Raw genomic sequence first — 20907 nt, 5'->3', positions numbered from 1 at the left:
CTCGCCCCGCAGCTCGCCCTGAGTGCCCTCCGCCCCGACATCATCGCCGTTCCGCTCACCGGCTCCCCGACGAGGAGGATCCTCCTCGCCCACCTCGGGAACCGGAGCCTCAGTCCCGCCGGGAAGCAGGTAGCGTCTGTGTTCCTGTCAACGGCGAAGCGTTTGCAAGCCCTCGCACCCGCAGCAGGCAACCCCAGTTCGTGAATCCCGTGCAGCCATGACTCGCAGGCTGCGGTCACCGACAGGCATGCCCGACCACAACAAGAACGACGACGGCTGAAGACCGGGGCCCTAACACCGCCACCAGCTGGTCCCCCTCGCGCAGTCCATGCATTTCCATGGCGGGAAACTGGCCCGAGGCTTCGGATGCGCGGTCGGACGTGCCAGCAGCAGGGAGGAAGGTCAAGCCAGGGGATCCCTTTCACGCGGAAAAAAGGCGGACGGGGAGGGTCAACGATGGTCTACGGCAACACGTGGACACGGTGTGGACACTGTCCACACCCCCTTTGGCAGGACAAACCGACAGGCCTAGCACTCCCTTGCCTCCAGGAGTCGCCGCCCAGGAAATCTGAGCGCCAACGTCGGTTTCGTCATGTTGTACCCGGAATCCCGGCCCATGAATAGGTGTTGGCCATCCACGACCAACCAGACAGAACCGGAACGAGGAACCGCATAACCCCACCCCAGAGCAGGCGGAGGGCCCACCAGCCCAGGGCAGCTGAACCCGCCACCCACACACCTGAATAGGCCACCGCGGCGGCCAGGCCACAGCCCGCGCCCCCAGCGTCAGAGGCACTTGTCAAGCTTTGTACACACGTTAAAGCAAAAACCCCCTCTGACGAGGGGGAATGCTGTGCCCGAGGTGGGACTCGAACCGGCTTCCAACCCTTGAAAACACTGGGAACTCACGAAAACATGCCGAGTACGGGCTAGTCCGGTCGATGTACGACCCAGTCCGACGGCAAAGTGTGTATGTTGTACACACCCCCTCTTTCCCGCTTTTGAACCCGTTCCCCGGCACGACCGAGACGTGCATGCATACCGGAACAGGTTTGCCAGTCAGGCGATCTGGATCCGCTCGTCGCCGAGTTCAACCTCGACACGAAGCCGGCCACCGACCGCTTCAACATATTTCCGCAAGGTATCGACCTGGGCGCGATCAATGTCACCGTGCTCGATGCGGGACACCCTGTTCTGGCTGACGTGCAGCCGTGCAGCCAACTCAACCTGAGTCAGATCAGAGGCCTCACGGAGCTCCCGAAGCCGGTAGGCCCGGACTTCATCGAGCAGGTGCTTCTTGTGGGCCTCCACGGCAACCCGATCAACAGGCCGCTTGGCCAGCATCTCTTCGATAGTCTTTGCCATCACGATCCTCCTTTCAGAATCCTCAGATGATCATCGAACAGATCATCCGCAATCGGAATGTTCGTCCTGTACCACTTGCTCCAGTTGCCTGCCTTGTCTCCCGCGACTAGCAAGATCGCATGCCGCTCAGGGTCAAAGGCGAACAAGATCCGTAGCTCCGACCGGCCACTCGACCCCGGCCTCAGCTCCTTCATGTTCTTATGCCGCGAACGGACCACCGTGTCAACCAGCGGACGGCCAAGCTGCGGCCCACGCTCTGCAAGAAGCTCCAACGCAGCAATCACCTGCTCGTACGAGTCCTGATCGAGCGCAAGCAACCACGACTCCACCAACTCAACGTCAACACTCCACACCGACTCCATGATACAACCCACAAGTTCTACAACTCAAGGGTTATATCCGCGAGGACAGGCCGCGAGCTCGCGCCCACGTCCGCGAGCGTTGATCGAACTGGCTGAGGCCACGCTTCATAGCGGTTTCGCTGGTGTCAGACGCCGGCCATGGCTTTGTAGGCTCCGGCGCGTTCGAGCAGATTCTCCTGGGAACGGCGGGCTTCTTCCATGAGATCTTCCGTGTCGACACCCACGAGGGAGCCGTTGCGCTTGACGAACTTTCCGCCGACGAGAACGTGGCGGACGTTTCCTTCGTGGGCTGCCAGCACGACCGAGGCGGCCGGGTCCTGGATAGGGCCGAGGTTAAGGGCGGTCGTGTCGATAAGTTGGATGTCTGCCCGCTTTCCCGGGGTGAGAGAGCCGATCTCCGCTTCCTGCCCGATGGCTTTGGCTCCTTCGATGGTGGCGTAGCCGAGAATGTCTCGCATGGTGACCGGCGGGGTCTGGGCCGCGTAGTCAGGTCCGAGGCGGGTCAGGGTTGAGCGGTGGTAGGCCCAGAGCATGCGCATTTGGGTGAACATGTCTCCGGTGCATTTGGTTTCGGTGTCCCCGCTGAGGGAGGGACGGATCCCGGTCTGAAGCATCCGGTGGAAGGGGATTTCCCCGACACCTTGGGAGTTCATTTCGCAGTGGATACCGAGGGAGACTGTTCCACCGTTGTCTGCGATGAGCTGCAGCTCGGCGTCCGTGAGGTGGTTGCAATGCACAAAGGTCATGTCCGGGCCAAGGAGCCTAGCGTCGGCGTATTGCTGCACCGCGGCGGCGTTGGCGTTGCGGGCATAGGCGCCGGTGTGGACGGAAACCCGAAGCCCGAGTTCGCGGGCGAGCCTGAGCTCGTGTTGCCACACGTCAGGTGATGCTTCTTCCGGTCCGCGCAGGACCATGGCCAGGGTGATCCGGTCTTCGATGGATCCGTCCGCGAAGTACTGATCCTTGACCCTGCGGATATCAGCCGGGTGGGGTTTGGTGCTGTTGGCGGTCCAGGAGTCATCCGGTGAGGTGGGCCAGCCGTGGCCGAAGACCGCACGGATCCCCGACTCACGCAGGCCGGCGATGGCGCCGTCTGAGTGTTCCGGGGAGTTTTGGACGTGGGACCAGTCGAAGAGGGTGGTCGTTCCGGCGCTGAGGGAGGCGTAGCTGCCGAGCTTGTTGCCGACGTAGACGTCGTTGGCTTGGAAGGCGGCACCGAGCCCTTTGAGGACTTCGGCGAAGTACACGCGCGGGTCGAGCTCTGCGTAGCTGTGCTTGATGGCGCTTTGCCAGGTGTGCCGGTGGGTGTCGATGAACCCAGGAAGAGCGAGCAGACCCGAGCCGTTGATGACTTCGTCGCCCGCGCGGTGGCCGGGCGCCGTGGCGGCGTCTTCCGCGGTGGGTTCGATGCTGGTGATTCGTCCGCCGTCGATGGTGATGGTTGCGGAGCCGAGTTCACCGATGGTTTCGTCCAGGCTGAGGACGGCGACGTTTTCGATGATGGTGCGAGAAGTTTGCTGCATGGTTGGTACCGTCACTCGTGGGTCGTGGTGGGCTGAAGGTTGTGGCTGGCCGCGGTTCCTGCGGGCAGGGCCCGGTGCAGGAAGGCTGCGATGCACTCCGCTGTTTCGGGAGTGTCGAACTCGGGTCCTTCGTGGTTGGCGCCGTCCAGGAGCTTGAGTTCGGCCTGCAGTCCGAGGCGCTGGGCCCGGTCATGGAAGTTGATTGACTGCGCGACCGGAGCCACGCCGTCGGCGGTACCGTGCATGATCAGCAGCGGCGGGGTGTTAGCGTGAAGCCGGTCCATAGGGCTAAGGCCGGCGAGGATCTCGTCGTTCAGCTCTTCTTCGGGTACTCCGGCCAGCAGGGCCTGCCGGCGTGCAGGGGTTGGCGGGGTGCCACCAAAATATGCCGGGACGGGCGAGTTTGCGATGAACGCCGGGACGGTGAAGCCGCTGTTGGGGACCGGCTTGGGGCGGGCGGAGGTTAGATCGAAGTTGGTGAAGAGTGCAACGATGGCGCCAATATCGGCATCGGTTCCGCTCTCGGCGGCCGCAGTCTTGTCGGTAAGGAGCAGCGCGCTGATGGTGGCGAGGTAGCCGCCAGCGGAGGCCCCGCCGAGGGCGATGCGTTCAGGGTCCAGGTTGTGTTCGTCGGCGTTTGCTTTGACCCAGGTGACGGCGGCTGTGATGTTGTTCAGCTGGGCCGGGAACGGGGCGTCTTGGACGAAGTCGTAGTCAATGGACGTTACGGCGATGCCGTGGGCGGCGAGGTGGTGGAGCCGGTTGGGTGTTTCATCGCGGCGGCCGGTGATCCAGGCACCGCCGTGGAGATAGATCAGGACCGGTGCCGGCTGGGAGGACTCCGGTGTGTAGAGATCCAGCTTCAAGTCCCCGGCGGCCCCATCGGCGTAGCGGAGGTTGGTGAGGACGTTTGTTTGGTGTTTCGTCATGGTTGGTTCTGTTCCCGTTCAGGTCTCGGTCCGCCCCTCCATCGCTCGGGGCTTGTTACAGGTCAACGGACGAGGTGCAGGGCCGCGGGCTTTTGAAAACGGCGCGGCACCCCGCCCGGGTCTTTAGTTCGCCGGAGCGGCTGCGGCGGAGGGCTGGAGCACGTGGCCCGTCACGGTAGCCCACAAAGATGCCAGGGGAAGCACATCCCCACGCCAGGCGACGTGCTGGTCGGGGCGGATGATCGCAAAGCGTGCCCCGTAGAGTGCTTCAAGTTCCTGGGAAGGCCGGCGCAGGACCGTGACAGGCACCTGGTCCTTCTCTGCTGCCTCAACGAGGGCGTCGAGGTTTTCGGCCTGGCCCTGGCCGAAGTCCAGGACGGTAAACCACTGGCCGAAGTTGTCGTACAGGGACGTGCCGTCGGCGAGCCAGGCGTGCGGGGCCAGGTAGCCGGGGACTGCCGAGGGAGTGTAGCTGTTCGGGGTCCGTTCCGGCCCGGTGGTTCCATCAGAGATGATCAGCGGAGAGTCAGCGTAGCTGTAACCGAGCTGGGTGCCGATGTGCCGGAACTGGGGTGCTTTTTCTTTCAGGATGACGGCGCTGAGGGCTGCGCGGACCGCATCACCGGCTTCGCCGGGTTCAGAGATGCCGGGGACGACGAGGTCAACTGCTGATTTGGAGAAGCTGCGGGTTGCTTCTTCCAGGACGCCTACGCCGATGGGGCGCCGTTCGGCGGTGAAGGTGTCCAACAGGGCCTCCGGTGCCCAGCCTTGGAGGACGGCGGCGAGTTTCCAGCCGATGTCGGCGGCGTCGGACAGGCCAAGGTTCATGCCGTGCGCGCCGTAGGTGGAGTGCTGGCGGGCTGCGTCGCCGACGACGAAGGCGCGGCCACGGCGGTAGGCCTCGGCGATGCGGGCGTGGATGACCCACGGGTCAAGGCCGATGATGCGGAACGGCACGTCGGAGCCGATGGCGATGCGGACGGCGCGTTCTGCCTGTTCGGTGGTGAAGGCGTTGACGTCTTTGAGTTTGTGCAGGCTGAGGATGAACTCACCGTCCGGTGAGGTGGTCTGCACGAATCCGGGGAATTCGTCGTTCAGGCACCAGTACTGCATGGCCGGTTCCAGGTTCAGGGCCGTGTAAAGGTCCTTGGATTCGAAGAGGATCTGCACGTTCTGGGAGATGGCGGTCTTCCCGATCATCTTGAAACCGAAAGCCCGGCGGACGATGCTGCGGCCGCCGTCGCCGCCGACGATGTAGGCACCGGTGAGGTGGCGTTCTTCGCCGTCGCGGGAACGGGCGTGGACGTGGACGCTGTCCTCGTCCTGGCTGACTTCCAGGGCTTCGTAGCCGTAGAGGGTCTCGACGTTGGGCAGGCCGGCGAGCCGTTCACGGATGCCGAATTCGACGTCGGATTGGCGGATCTGGATGGCCGGTTCCGGGTAGAGAGCAGTGTCGGTGGGAGCGGTGAAGAAAGCGTCCCCGAAGGCAGCGATCTTGTACCCGGCGAGGCTGGTGCGGAACTGCACCTGGGTGGGCCAGGTCGGGCCGAAAGCGGAATGTTCGCGGACAGTATCGGCCACGCCCCATCGGCGAAAGTGTTCGGTGCTGCGCAGGTTCACAATACGGGCGCGGGGGTGGAGACGTTCGGACAGGTCAACGACGGGGTCGACGATGGTGACCGGAATGCCGCGAAGGCCGATTTCGACGGCGACGCTGAGGCCAACGGGGCCGGCTCCGATGACGATGACCCGGCCGGTGGCCTGCGTGGCGTGTTCCATGAAAGTACCTCTCTGTACTGATACCCCCGGAGCGGATCCCGAAGGGCAGTTGATTTAACGGAAGAAGTCGACGGCGTGTGAAGATTTCTTCGCTGTGACCCCCATCTCACCATTGCGTCAAGCCATAAGTCCAAGAGATTATTTTCATGGCCGAGTATTCATGAAACTAATAACTACGAAAGTTTGGGCCATGCAGAAACGAAATTTGGGCAACGTCGATTTGAACCTACTGGTCCCCCTGCAGTCATTGCTGAGGCACCGGAATGTCAGTCGCGCCGCAGAATCCCTGGGCATGTCCCAGCCGGCCATGAGCAATAGTCTGCGTAGACTCAGGAGCCTCCTGGATGACCAGCTGCTGGTGCGGATCGGCAACAAGTACGAGCTGACCGCCCGAGCCGCCGGCCTGCAGGGGCGGGTGGATGAGCTGTTGAATTCCCTGACGAACCAGATCCTGGAACAGCCCGGCTTTGAACCGGCTGAATCAAACCGCCGCTTTGTCGTGGGCGCCTCGGCCTCCACGGCCATCACCGCGTTGCGTCCGGTCATGAAGTCGCTCGAAGCCGTCGCGCCCGGGATCTCCTTCAAGGCCATGGACCTCCCCCGGGATCCCGACTCCATCCTGGGCGGGCAGGAAGTTGACTTGATTCTCGTGCCTGAACATCTGCCCGTAGAGCATCCCCGGGAGCGGCTCTACCAGGAGGAATGGGTCATCATCGCCTCCACTGACAACCCGCTGGCCCGCACACCTTTGAAGCGTTCGACCCTGTCGGCCGCGCCTTTTGCCGTCTACGAGCAGGACGGCTTACGCGTGCACGCGATGCAGCTGCTGGCTGCAGAGGGCATCCATGTCCAGTCGCGGTTTATCTGCGACAACTTCCTGACCATGATGCACACTGTCGAGGAAAGTGAACTGCTCGCTGTCATCCAAGGCAGCATCGCCAGACGCTACGCCACCAGCAGCAACCTGGTCATTCTCGACAGCCCAGTGCCGTTCCGGCCCTTCGGCATCGACATGGTCTGGAACCCGCGGAACCTTGATGATCCGGCCATCACTTGGCTACGCGATCAGTTCCGGAGCTACCACCAGCAACCCGCCCGGACCCGAACAGGATATTCATTTGCTGAATAGCTTTCTATAACTAATATCTCTTTGATTTATGACTTGAAGGCTGGTGTGATGGAACTCACCAGCACCTAAGGGCGTATGCGGCAAAGGGGTTTTCGGACCCGCCGCGACTGGGCATGCTTGGCCGGCCTGCCAGTGCCGGTTGTGAAACCAACCCATTATGTCTTGTATCGAAGGAGATCAAGATGAGGAATCCTCAGACCTCGGAACCCACGGACGCAGCTCTTGCTGCGTCGGGTTCACCTTCCATGGTCGCGGCGCGGATTGACCGCGTCCCGACCGGCCGCTTCCACGTCAAAATAGCCTCGATCCTTGGCACGGGCACCTTCTTTGACGGCTTCGACGCCATCAGCCTTGCCGTCGTCCTGTCCATCGTGGTGTCCGCGTTCAAGATCAGCTTCGCCGAAGCCGGCCTGATCATCAGCGCCGGCTACGTGGGCCAGTTCATCGGCGCCATCTGCATCGGCCTGCTCGCCGATAGGTTCGGCCGGAAAAAGGCCTTCATTGGCGCGATGGTCATCTTCGCACTGCTCTCCATAGCCTGCGCCTTCGCGTGGTCCTCCACCAGCCTGCTGATCTTCCGCATGGTCCAGGGACTTGGCCTCGGCGCTGAAGTCCCGATCGCCGGAACACTGATCAACGAATACCTCGGCCGCAAGAGCCGCGGCCGGGTCGGTGTGCTATACCAGTCCGCGTTCTCCTGGGGCCTGTTTTTCGCCCCCTTGGTCGCTCTTGCCCTGACCTCCACGCTGGCACCGCAGCTTGCCTGGCGGGTGCTCCTGGGCATCGGCGTGATTCCGCTGCTGGTCGCCGTCTGGGCCTGGTTCGCGTTGCCCGAATCGGCCCGCTGGCTCGCCGAGCGCGGACGCCACGAGGAAGCCGACGCCTACGTGAGCAAGATGGAAACCGAAGCGACCTCCCGAGGCAAGGTCCTGGACGAACCGGAACCCCTTCCGGCCGCTGCACACAAGGCCTTCAAGGCCTCCGAGCTGTTCAGCGGACAGTACGGCCGCCGCACCATCATGCTGGCCCTCCTGTGGTTCACCGCATACTTCGTGATCTACGGCTACTCCGTCTGGCTGCCCAGCCTCTACGTCAAGGTCGGCCACCTGCCCCCGGCAAACTCACTGCTCCTGACAGTCCTGATCGGAATTGTCGTCATCCTGGTCATCAACATCAGCGCCTGGCTGGTCGAAAAGATCGGACGCAAACCGTCCCTTCTCATCGGATTCGGCGTCGCCACGGCCGCCGGCGCCTACGGGTGGGTCATGACCACGACGTTCGGGGACACCTCCTGGCAGGTCCTCTTCACCACCGGCTGCCTGATCGCCCTGGGCATCAGCGTCCCGGCCGCCGTCCTCTACATGTACACCGCCGAGCTCTACCCCACCCGCATGCGCGGCTTCGCCAGCTCCTCGGCCAGCAGCCTCGCCCGGCTCGCAAGCGTCCTGTCCCCCTTCCTGATCGGTCCCCTGCTGGACAGCGGCGGAGTCGGCACCATCTTCGCCCTGCTCGGCGGCTTCGCGCTGGTGGGTGCCCTGGTCATCGGCACCGCCGGCATCGAAACCCGCAACCGCTCACTGGAAGACATCTCCGCCTGACACAGGGCGGAACGAAAGGCACTTCACCATGAAATTGATCGGCGTACGCACCCCCGGCACCGATGACACCCGGATAGCAGTCACCGAAGGCCACGGCAAGGCAACGGTCCTGACAACCCTGCAGGGCTTCTGGGCCGACCCCGCACGCTGGCTGGCGAACGAACCGGCCGACGGGCAACTGCTCAGCACCGAAGATGTCCGGATCGTCCCACCGGTGCTCCCGGAGGCACGGGTGATCTGCATTGGCCTGAACTACCATGCCCACGCGGCCGAAGGAAGCTACAAGGACCAGGAACTCCCCCCGCACCCGACGCTGTTCGCCCGCTGGACCCAGTCACTGAGCGTGGACGGCGTGCCCGCCCCGGTACCGGCCAACGAGGCAGGACTGGACTGGGAGGGCGAAATCGCAGCCTACATCGGCCGCCCCCTGGTCGACGCGGACGCCGAAACAGCACGGAAGGCAGTCGTGGGCTATTCCACCTTCAATGACCTGACCTCCCGGGTTGCGCAGAAGCTGACCTCCCAGTGGATCCTGGGAAAGAACGGGGACAACAGTGGCCCGCTCGGCCCGCTCGTCACCGCCGATGAGGTCGGGGACCTTCGCGAGGGCCTGCGCGTGCAGACCAGGGTCAACGGCACAACGGTGCAGGACGGCAACACCAAGGACATGATCTATGACCTCGGGGAGACCCTGTCCCTGATCTCCCGCACCTTCACCCTCCGCCCGGGCGACATCATCTGCACCGGCACCCCCGAAGGAGTCGGCTACGCACGTACCCCCCAATGGCTCCTGCAACCCGGCGACGTCGTCGAAGTCGAAGTCGACAAACTCGGTGTCCTCACGACCCCCATCGTCGGCAACGACTACCGGTACGGGGCCACTCGGTGACCGCCGAATATCGGCAATACCTCTACCCGCCAGGTGATCCCCGGATCGAGGAGCTGAAAGGCCTGGACGCCTACGGCTACCGCGAAGCGGCCCGGAAGGACGCCTTCACCGGTGACCTCATCCGCGGCTGGGAGCCCTTGTACTTCCAGCCCTTCCGCGGCGTCACCAGCGACGGCAACCTCATCCAGGACCTCTACCAGCTCACCCTTGCACGGCCGGGCGAAGAAGCACCCGTTGAGGCGATGACCGCCGCCGCCACGAATCTCCTGGACCAACTGTCCGGGCAAGCCAGGGAACAGCTCTGTTACCCGGTTGATGGACCTCACTGGCAGACCTGGGCCAACCCGGAATTCATGCAGCACGACACCGGGCTGCGCCTTGAGTACCAGGACGAGCAGACCCGGGCCCTGGTCCTGGACATCGTTCAGGCCAGCCTGAGCGAATCCGGCTATGACCTGGCGCGTACGCTGATGCGCATCAACGGGTTCCTCGGCGACATGGTCGGGCTGCCGGCCCTGATGAACGATTACAGCTACAACTTCGCGCTCTACGGCCACCCCTCACACACCCAGCCCTGGGGATGGCAGCTGTTCGGCCACCACCTCGCGCTGAACTGCTTCATCGCCGGAACCCAGATGGTCATCACCCCGGTCTTCTTCGGAGCCGAACCCAACACCATCGACGAAGACCCCTTCAACGGCACCACAGTCTTCGAAGGACGGATAGAACCCGCCCGCCAGCTCATGCAGAACCTCGCCCCGGACCTGCGGGACAAAGCACAGACCTATGCACACCTTGTGGACCCGGCAATGCCCGCAGGGCGGGTGCACCCCGGCGACGAACGCCACCTCGCCGGTGCGTTCCAGGACAACCGCGTCATCCCCTACGAGGGCATCCGGCTCACCGACATGGACGACACCTCCCAGGCCCTCGTCCAGGACATCATCGAAGATTTCACCGGGTACCTCCCGGCCGGTCCCGCCGCCGCGCGCCGCCGCGAGATCAGTGACCACTACCAGGACACCTGGTTCTCCTGGATCGGCGGATACGGCGACGACGAGCCCTTCTACTACCGCATTCAAAGCCCCGTCGTCATCCTCGAACTCGACCACCACTGCGGCGTCTTCCTCAACAACACCGAACCGAAAAAGTTCCACATCCATACCCTGATGCGCACCCCCAACGGCAACGACTACGGACATGAACTGCTCCGGCAAGCGTCCACAGCCAGCGACACCACGACAACCGCTTCAGGGGGCAACAAAGAAATGGCGACACAAACATGACCATCACCCAACCCCACACACCGACGGTGGAACCCGCCACCGACGCGGACGATGAACCGGCCCAAGGGCCACTTAAAGGGCTCGTGGTTCTGGACCTGAGCAGGATCCTTTCGGGCCCGTTCGCCACAATGACACTGGCCGACCTCGGCGCGGACGTCATCAAGATTGAACAACCAGGCCTCGGCGACGACACCCGGCACTGGGGACCACCCTTCCAAGGAACCCAGGCCGCCTACTTCCTCTCCGTAAACCGGAACAAGAAAAGCCTGGCCGTCGACCTGAAAAACCCGCAAGGCTTGGCGGCAGTGAAACGCCTCGCCGCAACGGCTGACATCGTCGTCGAGAACTTCCGCCCGGGAACTGCCGCCCGCCTGGGCCTGGGCTACGACGAACTCTCCAGGGACAACCCAGGGCTGATCTACGCCTCCATCAGCGGCTACGGCCAAACCGGGCCGGATGCCCAACGGGCCGGTTACGATGCCATAGCCCAAGCCCGCAGCGGCATCATGAGCGTCACCGGCGAACCCGCCGGCCCGCCCGTCCGCGTCGGGAACAGCGCCTCCGACCTCATCGCCGGCAGCTGGGCTGTCATCGGCGTCCTCGCAGCACTCCAGGAACGCAACCGCACCGGAACCGGACAATGGGTGGACATCAGCCTGCTCGACGGCTCGGTCTCATGGCTGACCTACCTCGCCAGCGGATACCTCGCCAGCGGCGAGGTCCCCCAACGATACGGATCCGCACACCCCACCATCGCCCCCTACCAGGCCTTCGCCACATCGGACGGGTTCCTCATGCTCGCCGTCGGAAACGACGCCCTCTGGAAACGGTTCACAGACGCTGTCGACCGTCCGGACCTCAGCGGAGACGCCCGGTTCGCCACCACCCGCTGCGGGTCACCAACAGGGCAGAGCTCATCCCACTGGTCCAGGAAACACTCCGGCAGGCCACCACCCGGGAGTGGGTCCAACGCTTTGATGCCGCCGGCGTCCCTGCCGGCCCCATCCAGACCGTCGACCAGGCACTCAACGACCCCCAGGTCATCGCCCGCGGCATGATCACCGACCTCGACCACCCCGAAGCCGGGCCCCTGAAAGTCATCGGCTGCCCCATCAAACTGAACTGGACACCGGCCGCGGTGCGAACCGCGCCGCCGCTACTGGGCCAACACACCCTCGAGGTACTCAACGCCGCCGGATACAACGACACCGCCATCAAGGAAATGAAGCTATCCGGAGCCATCCAGTGACACCCGTAACCGAAATCGACAACACTGCAACGACCACTGAAAACCCGGTGGACCTGCAACTACAGGACCGAATCGCCACCATAACCATCGGGACCGGGCAGCGGTTCAACGCCCTCGGCCTGGCCGACTGGCAAGCTCTGGAAAGAGCGTGTGCCGTGATGACGGCCGATGAGTCACTCAACGGCGTGGTGATCCGTGGGCGCGGCGGGAACTTCTGTGCCGGATCCGACCTCCGGGAATGGGGAAACGCGACGGCACAGGACGTGGACGGCACGTTTGCGCAAATGGAAAGAACCATGCAGGCAATCGAGCAGTTGCCCATGCCTACCATGGCAGTCATTGAGACCATCGCCGCCGGGGCAGGGTGTCAGCTCGCCCTCGCATGCGATGTACAGATCTCTGGAGAGTCCGCGAAGATCGGCATGCCGGTATCCCGGCTAGGGATCCTCGTCCCGCCGGCATTCGCCGCCCGGCTGGCTGAACGGATCGGCCCTTCACGGGCAAAAGACCTCCTCTTCAGCGACCGAATGCTCCCGGCGCCGGATGCCGCCGCAATGGGACTCATCAGCACCGTTGTTCCGGATGAAGACCTCGACAGAACCCTCAAGGAGACCCTGACCGGATGGAATACGGTCTCTGCAGCCTCGCTCCGGACAGCAAAGTCAGCCGTGAATGCAGCCCTGAAGCAACTGACCGAGCAGTCACGGCACACAGCCGTCGCGCTTCGGGCCACGGACCGCGTGGAGTTCCCCCAACGTGTTGGTGCATTCCTGGGGCGGCACAAACGGTAGCCGGTCACCAGCAGAAAATAGGCGGCAGCCAGCCTGCCCTGACCGCGGCGGAGCGGCCTTGGCGGTCACACGGACCGCCCCGGGACCTGATCCCGGTCGGCGCGTGCGCGCTCCGGCGCAATTACCGTTGCCCGACCTCGTCGAGATCAATCCGAGCGGCGTCGGCAGTAAGGCACGGCAGGACCAGCGCAGCCCACCGTTCACGGACCGGCTCCTCCTGGTCCAAAGGAGCAGCTGAGATGAGGATGTAGATGTCGGCAACGGTGAGGTCCTGCCGGATCTGTCCGGCGGCGATTCCCTTCTCGATGAGTTCAGCCAGCGCCGACGCGGCACGGGACTCGTCGAGGTCGGCAGCAGCACCCAAGGCAGGAGCTGCGGATTTCGCGGCCTCATTGATCGCGGAGATCCGGATCACTTCGTGCAGGAACTCGACGATGACGCCCAGCGGTGAGGCGCCGCTCCGGGCGCGGTCCAGGGCGGCTTCAGCCTCATTCGTGATCTGCTCGACGTATTCCGCGAGCACGGCGCCCACCAGATCGGTCTTCGTCGGAAAGTGCCGGTAGAGGGTTCCGACTGCCACGCCGGCAGTGGCAGCGATGACCTCCATTCCCACGTCCGGGCCTTGCGCTGCGATTTCCGCCCGGGCGGCGTCGAGGATCTTCGCGCGGTTGCGTATCGCGTCGGCGCGCATCGGGCGCTGCTGGATGGTCACGAAAATTCTCCTGCCGGAACTTGCATGAAAGTGAATCTCGGTTCATTATTTAAGTGAACCAGAATTCATATTACGTCAGGAGCACGAACATGACCACCAAAACCGCACTCGTCACGGGCGCGTCTTCCGGGATCGGAGAAGCGACCGCCAGGAAGCTGCAGAACCTCGGCTTCACCGTCTACGGCGCCGCACGGCGCACCGATCGGCTGAAGAGCCTTGCCGCGGACGGCGTCCGTCCCGTGGCGATGGATGTCACCGACGATGCGTCCATGCAGTCCGGCATCGACCAGATCATCGCCGAGACCGGCCGGATCGACGTCCTGGTCAACAACGCCGGCTACGGCTCCTACGGTGCACTCGAGGACGTCGGGATCGACGAGGGTCGCCGGCAGTTCGAGGTCAATGTCTTCGGCGCGATGCGGCTCGCCCAGCTGGCGCTGCCGCACATGCGCGCCCAGCGTTCGGGCACGATCGTGAACATCACCTCGATGGGCGGGAAGATCTACACACCGCTGGGCGGCTGGTACCACGGCACGAAGTTCGCCCTCGAGGCCCTCAGTGACTGCCTCCGCCTGGAGGTCAAGCCGCTCGGCATCGACGTCGTCGTCATCGAGCCCGGCGGGATCGCGACCGAGTGGGGCGGCATTGCCGCGGACCACGTTGAAAGGACCTCCGGGACCGGCGCCTACGCCCCACAGGCCAAGGCCGTCGCGATGTCACTGCGATCGGAGGCGAACGGAAACCGCAACTCTCCGCCGTCAGTCATCGCCAACGCGATCGGAAAGGCCGTGACCGCGTCAAAACCCAAAACCCGCTACGCCGTCGGCTTCGGCGCCAAACCGCTCATCACCGCCCGCGGACTGCTCAGCGACCGCAAGTTCGACGCTCTCATCAGCCGCGCCGTCGGCATGCCGCGAAACTAAGCGAAGCGGCGAAGGCCATGCCGGGGCTGGCCGGTCAGGAACCCGCGGATCCGTCCGGCCTTGTATCGCTACTAACTTCGTCCCGGGTCCAGCCTCCGCGGCCAGAACAACTATGGCCGCTTGACGTTCGGCGGGCTGCGGGCAGGCGGAGAGGCGAATTATCTGCCCACTCGTTTGTGTAGAGCGATGACGAGGTCATGCTCGTCCGCGCCCACCAGCAGGAAGTCCCGGACTACCACCCTGCCCGCGACCACAACATGCCGTGGCCGGCGGCCCGGCGATGCCCACAACATCCCCGCAACGGGATCCGCCACGCCGGCATCGGCAATCCCGGATACATCCCACACACACAAGTCCCCTGCCGCCCCGGCCCGCAAATGGCCGAGCTCCGGACGGCCAAGGCCTCGTGCCGAGCCCTCCGTAGACATGCTGAGCACCTCGCGAGCGGAAACGGCCCGGCCCACAAGAGGAGCGATCTGCATGGCCAGCCGTGCATCGGCGAGCAGGTGGCCGGCGTCGTTTGAGCCGCCGCCGCTCGTGCCCAGACCCACGTTCACGCCGGCGTCGAGCAGTGCGGCGACCGGGGCGATTCCCCAGCCCATGGGGAGGTCACAACCTGGGGCATGGGTGGCCGTCGCGCCGGATGCGGCAATCCGGGAGATCTCCCCGGGTGTGACGTCGCACAGGTGAGCCAGAGTTACATCGTCCTCAAGCCAGCCCCAGTCCTCCAGTAGCTCCAGGGGGCGGCGGCCGTAGCGCTCCAAGGCAATCCCGACATCCACCTGCTCATTTGACTGAGTCCTGCGCCGCAGCCCGTGTCGGCGCGCCACCTCACCGAGCAGCTTGTACGTTTCAGGGCCGTCGCTGTGGACCCCGGCAGGCCCGACGGCGAGCTGCAGCATGCCGTCCCCGCTCGTGCCGCCCGTGGCGCCGGGCATGAGGGCTGCAACGATGTCCTCCGCCGATGCAGCGGCGGTCTGGGGATCGTCGCCTGCGGTTCCTCGCACAAATGCAAGGCGGGCGCCCACGCGCCGGACGGCTTCGGCGCTTGCGCTGGCTATGGCCACAGTGTCGGCCGCGTGCGGCCAGCTCAGGTGGTGGTCGGCCACGGTAGTCACCCCGCATAACAGGCCCTCCGCGGCGCCGGCAGCTGCCGCAAGGCCCGCGAGCTCCGGGTCGATGGTGGCGGTTCCGTAGGCCTTTGCCATGGTGGGCAGCCATTCGCTCATGGCCACACCGCGCGTGCCGGGAAGGGTTCGGAAGGCCGATTGAAGCAGGTGGTGGTGTGCGTTCACAAGCCCGGGTGTGACCACACAGCCGGTGGCGTCGAGCACCTCTCCGTCGGAGGGTGCGGTGACGCCCGGTGTAGGGATGGGGCCCGCTGGGACGGGCGCTGCCTCGGCCACGATCCCGGCGCTGATATGCAGCGGGCCGGTGCGTTCGTTGTTGCCGTCGATGAAGATCCGTTCGGCGTTGGTGATGGTGAGCACGGGCGACTCCCTGGATAGTGGGCGTGTGGGTGAACGTGGCGGCCGGGTCAGAGATCGAGCACGAGCCGGCTGCACGCCGCGCGCGAGACGCAGACCATCATCACGCGGTTCTCGGCTTGTTCCGCCGCTGTCAGAACGGAGTCCCGGTGGTCAGCCGTTCCGGAGACGATGGGGGTCTCACAAGTGCCGCAGGTACCTTCGCGGCAGGAGGAAAGAACAAAAGCCCCGACTTCTTCCACGGCCTCCAGGATCGTGCGGCCCTCGGTCACTGTGACGGTCACACCTGTCTGCTGGAGTTCCACCTCGAACGGTCCGTTATAGACCGGAGCGCCGTTCTCCTTCGGGGTGAAACGCTCCAGATGCACGCTCACTCCGAGGCGCCCGGCGAAAGCGTCCTCGACGGCGTCGAGCAGCCTGGCGGGGCCGCAGCTGTACACGGCAACCCGGGCATCTGGTCCTGGACGGCTGTCTTCCGCAAGCACGCCCAGCGCCAGGCGCTGACCTTCATCGGCGGCGTGGATCCGCACTCGTTCGGGATGGGTGGCGAGCAGTTCGCCCACGAACGCCATGGTCTGCCGTGAGCGCCCGGCGTAGTCCAGGGTCCAGTCGAGGCCCCGTGCGGATGCCTCACTGACCATGGGAAGGATCGGGGTGATGCCGATTCCGCCAGCCACAAAGAGGACCCGGGCCGAGGCCTCCGGCTCAAAGCGAAAATGATTGCGAGGACCGCGAACGCGCAATGTGGTGCCCACTGTGGCGGAGTCGTGCAACTGGATGGAGCCGCCCCGACCGCCGGGCTCGCGCAGGACGCCGATCCGCCAAGGCGATTCGTCGCCGCGGTCCCCGCAGAGCGAGTACTGACGTTCAATCCCGCCAGGCAACAGGACATCGAGATGTGAACCCGGCGTCCAGGAGGGAAGGGCTGAGCCGTCTGCGCTTGCGAGTTCGAAGGCCATGACGCCGGCCGCAAGCTCCCGGCATGCCGCAACGCTGACCTCGAACATCTCGACGTGTTCGGCGCTCATGACTTCCCACCCCGGTCGGCGTCCGCGCGCTCCAGGTGGACGTCGCCGGTTCTGCTGGTCAACAACTGGTCTTCCTTGACGACGATGGCGCGGTACACGCTGCCGTCCGGTGAGCTCCAGCGGTGCCGGGTGCCGCCGGGGTAGTGGATCGAGTCCCCCGCATGCAGGAACTCGGACCCGCGGTCGTCCAGTTCCACCAGCACGCTGCCGGAAATGACGAACAGGAACTCGTCCTCGTCATGCACATAGAACCTGCCGGGATCGACATTGGAATCGTGCCATTCCAAGGTCATGACTCCCCGGTTCCCTCGGGCCAGGGTGCGGGCCTCGCCCTTGCGCGTCGGCCCGCGGAGGCCTTCGTCGGCCCGGACCACATGGACGTTGCCGGGCTCGGCCGAGGACGGGCCGCGGGACTCCGCCGCGAGCATCAGCTCGATCTGGCCGATGCCTAGTGCGTGGGCGATCCGGTCCAGCGACGACATGCTCGGGCGGGCAAGGCCTCTTTCCAGTTGGCTGAGGAAGGAATGCGAGAGGTCTGTTGCTCTCGCGAGCTGAACCAGCGTGAGTCCTTTGTCCTTGCGCAGCAGACGGATGCGCTGGCCCATCAGCGCGATCTGCCTGTCAATGGCGGGCGCCCGGCCGGTGCCTTCGCCGCCGGATCCCGCCACGTCTACCGGGTTTTTCACCGTCACTCCTCTCGGTCCCCTTCAACACGATGGAACCGTCAGTTCATCCTCGCTCGTGCAGGACGCCGGCGGATTCACCGTCGGGAAATCGACTTGTTACGCGGGCGAAACACGACCACCGTATGTTGAAGCTATCAACATGTTGACTGTATCAACATTTTGCCCCACATCGAAAGCAATGGAATCGGAGGGCCTTGTGCACCAACTGCCTCGCCAGATCTCACTCCTGCGGTCAGCTACGCTGCTCGATGGAACCGTCCGGGACGTAGAGATCAACGGAGACCGCGTTGGCCAGGTCGTGGCCGCTGGGCAAGGCCGGCGGTCCGGCTCCGGAACGGAGATAGACCTCAGCGGCTTCATGCTCCTCCCGGCACCTGCCGAACCGCACGCGCACTTCGACAAGGCACTGTCCGCGGACGCCATCCGGCCTCCCCTGGGAAATCTGCGAGACGCGATCGATGCGTGGCGGCGACACGCCTCCACCATGACCGTCGACGACATCCGCGACCGGGCCCTTGAAGCCGCACTCGCGCTGCTGGCCAACGGCACCACGTCGGTGCGGTGCCACGTCGACGTCCTGCTCGGAGACAAACCGCTCCGCGGCGTCGAAGCCCTAGCTGCTGTCCGCCGGGAACTTGCAGGGCTCATGGACCTCGAACTTGTGGCCCTCGCGGGTCCCGATGTCCCGGACCAGGACATCGAAGCAGCCATCGATCTCGGCGTCGACCTCGTGGGCGGATCACCCCACCTCGCCGCAGACCCGTTTACAGATCTGCGCCGGCTGATCACGCTCGCCGAACGCCGCCGCGTCGGCGTCGACCTTCACACAGACGAGAGCCTGGACGGTGCCCTCACCATCGTCGAGTTCGCCCGGTTGGTCCGAGCGTGGCCTCCGGACAGGATGAGGACAGCAGGCCACTGCGTGCGGCTGGGAACCCTCGAAACGGAGGATCTCCACTCCGTAATCGACGAGATCCTCGAGAGCGACCTCGGAATAGTCACCCTCCCCCTCACCAACCTCTACCTTCAAGGCTGGGACCACCCGGCATCGACGCCGCGCGGCCTCACCGCGGTCCGTTCACTGCTGGACCGTGGCGCCCGATTGGGAGCCGGGGCTGACAACGTGCGAGACCCATTCAATCCAGTAGGGCGAAGTGACGCCTTCGAAACGGCCGGGCTGCTTGTCGCCGCCGCGCATCTGACACCGGCCGAGGCCTACGACGCGGTTTCGACCGGCGCCCGTTCCGTCATGGGCCTGCCCGCAGCGGGCCCGGTCGAGGACGCTAGCGCCGAACTCCTGGCCATCCGCGGCACCAGCATCTGCGATGTGGTCGCAACTGCGTCACCTGATCGGTACGTAATCCACGCCGGATTGCTTGTGGCGCACAGCGAAGTATCGCGCCGCATCGCAATTCCCGGAACCCGGGTCAATTCAATGACCCCAATCGAATCGAGGTACCCCGCATGACAGCTACACAGGCAGCAGCGCCCCCGGAAACCCGGAACGAAAGAAAGGTGCTCCTCGATTTCCAGGATGTCGAAATGACCTTCCCCAACGGGACCGTCGCCCTCTCGGGCGTCGACCTCACGGTCCACCAGGGTGAGTTCGTCACCGTCGTCGGACCTTCCGGCTGCGGCAAGAGCACGCTGCTCCGTATCGCCTCCGGACTGGAAAGCCCCTCCGACGGGACCGTCAACGTCGGCACGTCCCGGATCGGATACGTCTTCCAGGACGCCACCCTGCTTCCCTGGCGCGACGTCCAATCCAACGTCGAACTGCTGGCCGAGCTGAGGAAGGAGCCCCGGACCGTCCGCATGCAGAAGGCCCAGGAAGCCATCGAACTGGTCGGGCTCAAAGGCTTCGAACAACACCTTCCACGGCAGCTCTCCGGCGGTATGAAGATGCGTGCTTCCCTGGCCCGTTCACTTACCCTGGACCCGGAACTGTTCCTCTTCGACGAACCCTTCGGGGCACTCGATGAGATCACGCGTGAGCGTCTCAACGACGAGCTCCTTCGGCTCTTCGCCGAACGCCGCTTTGCGGGCCTGTTCATCACTCACTCCGTTTCCGAGGCCGTCTACCTTTCCACGAAGGTGGTGGTCATGTCGGGCAGGCCCGGAGCGATCCTGCGCACCTTTGACGTGCCGTTCCCTGTGCCCCGAGACCCTGACATCCGTTTCACCCCCGAGTTCGCCGCCCTGGTCGGCGACGTCTCCCACGCACTCCGAGAGGGGCACCACTGATGTCAGCCACGATCAACCCGGAGAAGGCTCCCGCAGCCAGTGCTTCCGGGGCCTCCACCAAGCAATCAACACGCGCCCTTCAGCCACCCAGACCTTGGAGAGCCACATGGGTTCCGCCGGCACTCGTCTTCCTGCTGATCCTGGGGCTCTGGTATGCCGTCAGCTATTTGGTGCTGGACCAGACACGACGGTTCCTCATGCCGCCGCCGGACCAAGTGGTCACAAGAGCGTTCCTGGTGCCGGATGTCCTGAGCGAGATCCTGGCAAGCCTGGGCCAGACCGCCGCCGTCGCCCTCGCCGGTCTCGCTGCGGCGATCGTCATCGGTATGGCGTGGGGCATCGCAATGTCACAGGCCAAATGGATCGAACAATCGCTGTTTCCGTACGCCGTGATCCTGCAATGCATCCCCATCCTCGCCTTGGTGCCCCTGATCGGGTTCTGGTTCGGCTTCGAATTCTTCTCCCGGACCGTGGTCTGTGTCATGATCGCGCTCTTCCCCGTCGTCTCGAACACACTGTTCGGGCTCCAATCGGCCGACCGCTCCCAGCTGGAACTCTTCCGGCTGCAGAACGCCAGCCGCTGGACAGTTCTGACCAAGCTCCAGCTGCCCGCAGCGCTGCCTGCTGTCTTCGCAGGTATGCGCATTTCCGCAGGTCTGGCCGTCGTCGGCGCCATCGTCGGAGACTTCTTCTTCCGCCGCGGCACGCCGGGAATCGGCTCCCTGATCAGCAACTACCAATCGCGTGTGGAATCCGCCGAACTCTTCGCCGCGATCATCACCGCCTCACTGTTCGGCGTCCTCATCTTCTGGCTCTTCGGCTGGATCACCAAGCTCGTCATCGGGTCCTGGTACGACGTCGACGCCCGCTAGCTGTTCCCCCAACCGTTCCACCGCACGTTCTGCCCTTCCCCACACGAGGAGACAC

The 20907-nt window shown here is 64.5% G+C and carries 18 protein-coding genes and 2 pseudogenes; 11 read left to right on the top strand and 9 right to left on the bottom strand.

Going from position 1 to position 20907, the window contains the following annotated elements:
• A pseudogene (locus tag ACFVTG_RS22010) lies at window positions 1–204 on the top strand (hypothetical protein); the annotation flags it as partial.
• A gap of 855 nt (window positions 205–1059) precedes the next feature.
• On the opposite strand, the gene ACFVTG_RS22005 reads toward ACFVTG_RS22010, so the two are convergent.
• The 5 genes from ACFVTG_RS22005 to ACFVTG_RS21985 form a co-directional block, all read right to left on the bottom strand.
• Window positions 1060–1365, bottom strand: a complete 306-nt coding sequence (locus tag ACFVTG_RS22005) for a helix-turn-helix domain-containing protein (protein WP_241709019.1) — start codon at window positions 1363–1365, stop codon at window positions 1060–1062.
• A complete protein-coding gene (locus ACFVTG_RS22000) occupies window positions 1365–1727 on the bottom strand; it encodes a type II toxin-antitoxin system RelE/ParE family toxin (protein WP_390282910.1) in 363 nt (120 codons plus the stop codon). Before ACFVTG_RS22000 ends, ACFVTG_RS22005 begins: the two co-directional genes overlap by 1 nt.
• A gap of 125 nt (window positions 1728–1852) precedes the next feature.
• Entirely contained in the window at window positions 1853–3250 is a 1398-nt protein-coding gene (locus tag ACFVTG_RS21995; protein ID WP_390282909.1) for an amidohydrolase family protein, read from the bottom strand.
• An 11-nt stretch (window positions 3251–3261) separates the two neighbouring features.
• The gene (locus tag ACFVTG_RS21990; protein ID WP_390282908.1) at window positions 3262–4179 is read right to left on the bottom strand and encodes an alpha/beta fold hydrolase; all 918 of its coding nucleotides are present in this window, start codon (window positions 4177–4179) and stop codon (window positions 3262–3264) included.
• A 123-nt stretch (window positions 4180–4302) separates the two neighbouring features.
• The gene (locus ACFVTG_RS21985) at window positions 4303–5958 is read right to left on the bottom strand and encodes an FAD-dependent monooxygenase (RefSeq protein WP_390282907.1); all 1656 of its coding nucleotides are present in this window, start codon (window positions 5956–5958) and stop codon (window positions 4303–4305) included.
• Between the two features lie 190 nt (window positions 5959–6148).
• Here ACFVTG_RS21985 and ACFVTG_RS21980 point away from each other — a divergent pair, with 190 nt between their 5' ends.
• From ACFVTG_RS21980 to ACFVTG_RS21955, 6 genes and pseudogenes are all read left to right on the top strand, one after another.
• Complete coding sequence (locus ACFVTG_RS21980) at window positions 6149–7087, top strand: LysR family transcriptional regulator (RefSeq protein WP_390282906.1); 939 nt, start codon at window positions 6149–6151, stop codon at window positions 7085–7087.
• Window positions 7088–7269: 182 nt separating this feature from the next.
• Window positions 7270–8685, top strand: coding sequence for an MFS transporter (locus ACFVTG_RS21975; protein ID WP_390282905.1), 1416 nt, complete (start codon window positions 7270–7272; stop codon window positions 8683–8685).
• 28 nt (window positions 8686–8713) lie between these two features.
• A complete protein-coding gene (locus tag ACFVTG_RS21970; RefSeq protein WP_390282904.1) occupies window positions 8714–9574 on the top strand; it encodes a fumarylacetoacetate hydrolase family protein in 861 nt (286 codons plus the stop codon).
• Complete coding sequence (locus tag ACFVTG_RS21965; RefSeq protein WP_390282903.1) at window positions 9571–10860, top strand: DUF3500 domain-containing protein; 1290 nt, start codon at window positions 9571–9573, stop codon at window positions 10858–10860. The genes ACFVTG_RS21970 and ACFVTG_RS21965 overlap by 4 nt, the downstream gene beginning before the upstream one ends.
• A pseudogene (locus ACFVTG_RS21960) lies at window positions 10857–12109 on the top strand (CaiB/BaiF CoA transferase family protein). Before ACFVTG_RS21965 ends, ACFVTG_RS21960 begins: the two are co-directional and overlap by 4 nt.
• Window positions 12106–12900, top strand: coding sequence for an enoyl-CoA hydratase/isomerase family protein (locus ACFVTG_RS21955; protein WP_390282902.1), 795 nt, complete (start codon window positions 12106–12108; stop codon window positions 12898–12900). The pseudogene ACFVTG_RS21960 and the gene ACFVTG_RS21955 overlap by 4 nt, the downstream one beginning before the upstream one ends.
• Before the next feature lie 121 nt (window positions 12901–13021).
• On the opposite strand, the gene ACFVTG_RS21950 is transcribed toward ACFVTG_RS21955, so the two are convergent.
• Window positions 13022–13612 carry a TetR/AcrR family transcriptional regulator gene (locus ACFVTG_RS21950; protein ID WP_390282901.1) on the bottom strand — a complete coding sequence of 197 codons (591 nt, stop codon included), beginning with the start codon at window positions 13610–13612 and terminating at the stop codon, window positions 13022–13024.
• A gap of 89 nt (window positions 13613–13701) precedes the next feature.
• On the opposite strand from ACFVTG_RS21950, the gene ACFVTG_RS21945 reads away from it, so the two are divergent.
• Window positions 13702–14535 carry an oxidoreductase gene (locus ACFVTG_RS21945; RefSeq protein ID WP_390282900.1) on the top strand — a complete coding sequence of 278 codons (834 nt, stop codon included), beginning with the start codon at window positions 13702–13704 and terminating at the stop codon, window positions 14533–14535.
• A gap of 158 nt (window positions 14536–14693) precedes the next feature.
• Here the strand turns inward: ACFVTG_RS21945 and ACFVTG_RS21940 are convergent, their stop codons facing one another.
• Genes ACFVTG_RS21940 through ACFVTG_RS21930 form a run of 3 tightly spaced genes read right to left on the bottom strand, consistent with a single transcriptional unit; the run spans window position 14694 to window position 17736 of the window.
• The gene (locus ACFVTG_RS21940) at window positions 14694–16025 is read right to left on the bottom strand and encodes an amidohydrolase family protein (RefSeq protein WP_390282899.1); all 1332 of its coding nucleotides are present in this window, start codon (window positions 16023–16025) and stop codon (window positions 14694–14696) included.
• 47 nt (window positions 16026–16072) lie between these two features.
• Entirely contained in the window at window positions 16073–17050 is a 978-nt protein-coding gene (locus ACFVTG_RS21935) for a PDR/VanB family oxidoreductase (RefSeq protein WP_390282898.1), read from the bottom strand.
• On the bottom strand, window positions 17047–17736 hold the full coding sequence (locus ACFVTG_RS21930; protein ID WP_390282897.1) for a helix-turn-helix domain-containing protein: 690 nt from the start codon (window positions 17734–17736) through the stop codon (window positions 17047–17049). The genes ACFVTG_RS21935 and ACFVTG_RS21930 overlap by 4 nt, the downstream gene beginning before the upstream one ends.
• 196 nt (window positions 17737–17932) lie before the next feature.
• On the opposite strand from ACFVTG_RS21930, the gene ACFVTG_RS21925 reads away from it, so the two are divergent.
• Genes ACFVTG_RS21925 through ACFVTG_RS21915 form a run of 3 tightly spaced genes read left to right on the top strand, consistent with a single transcriptional unit; the run spans window position 17933 to window position 20852 of the window.
• A complete protein-coding gene (locus tag ACFVTG_RS21925) occupies window positions 17933–19204 on the top strand; it encodes an amidohydrolase family protein (protein WP_390282896.1) in 1272 nt (423 codons plus the stop codon).
• Window positions 19201–19980, top strand: a complete 780-nt coding sequence (locus ACFVTG_RS21920; RefSeq protein WP_390282895.1) for an ABC transporter ATP-binding protein — start codon at window positions 19201–19203, stop codon at window positions 19978–19980. The genes ACFVTG_RS21925 and ACFVTG_RS21920 overlap by 4 nt, the downstream gene beginning before the upstream one ends.
• The gene (locus ACFVTG_RS21915; protein WP_390282894.1) at window positions 19980–20852 is read left to right on the top strand and encodes an ABC transporter permease; all 873 of its coding nucleotides are present in this window, start codon (window positions 19980–19982) and stop codon (window positions 20850–20852) included. The genes ACFVTG_RS21920 and ACFVTG_RS21915 overlap by 1 nt, the downstream gene beginning before the upstream one ends.
• The last annotated feature ends 55 nt before the right edge of the window (window positions 20853–20907 follow it).

This window comes from Arthrobacter sp. NPDC058127, from assembly GCF_042884555.1.
Lineage (GTDB): Bacteria > Actinomycetota > Actinomycetes > Actinomycetales > Micrococcaceae > Arthrobacter.
Note: the sequence above shows the minus strand (reverse complement) of the source record. Positions and strands in the feature narration are given on the sequence as shown.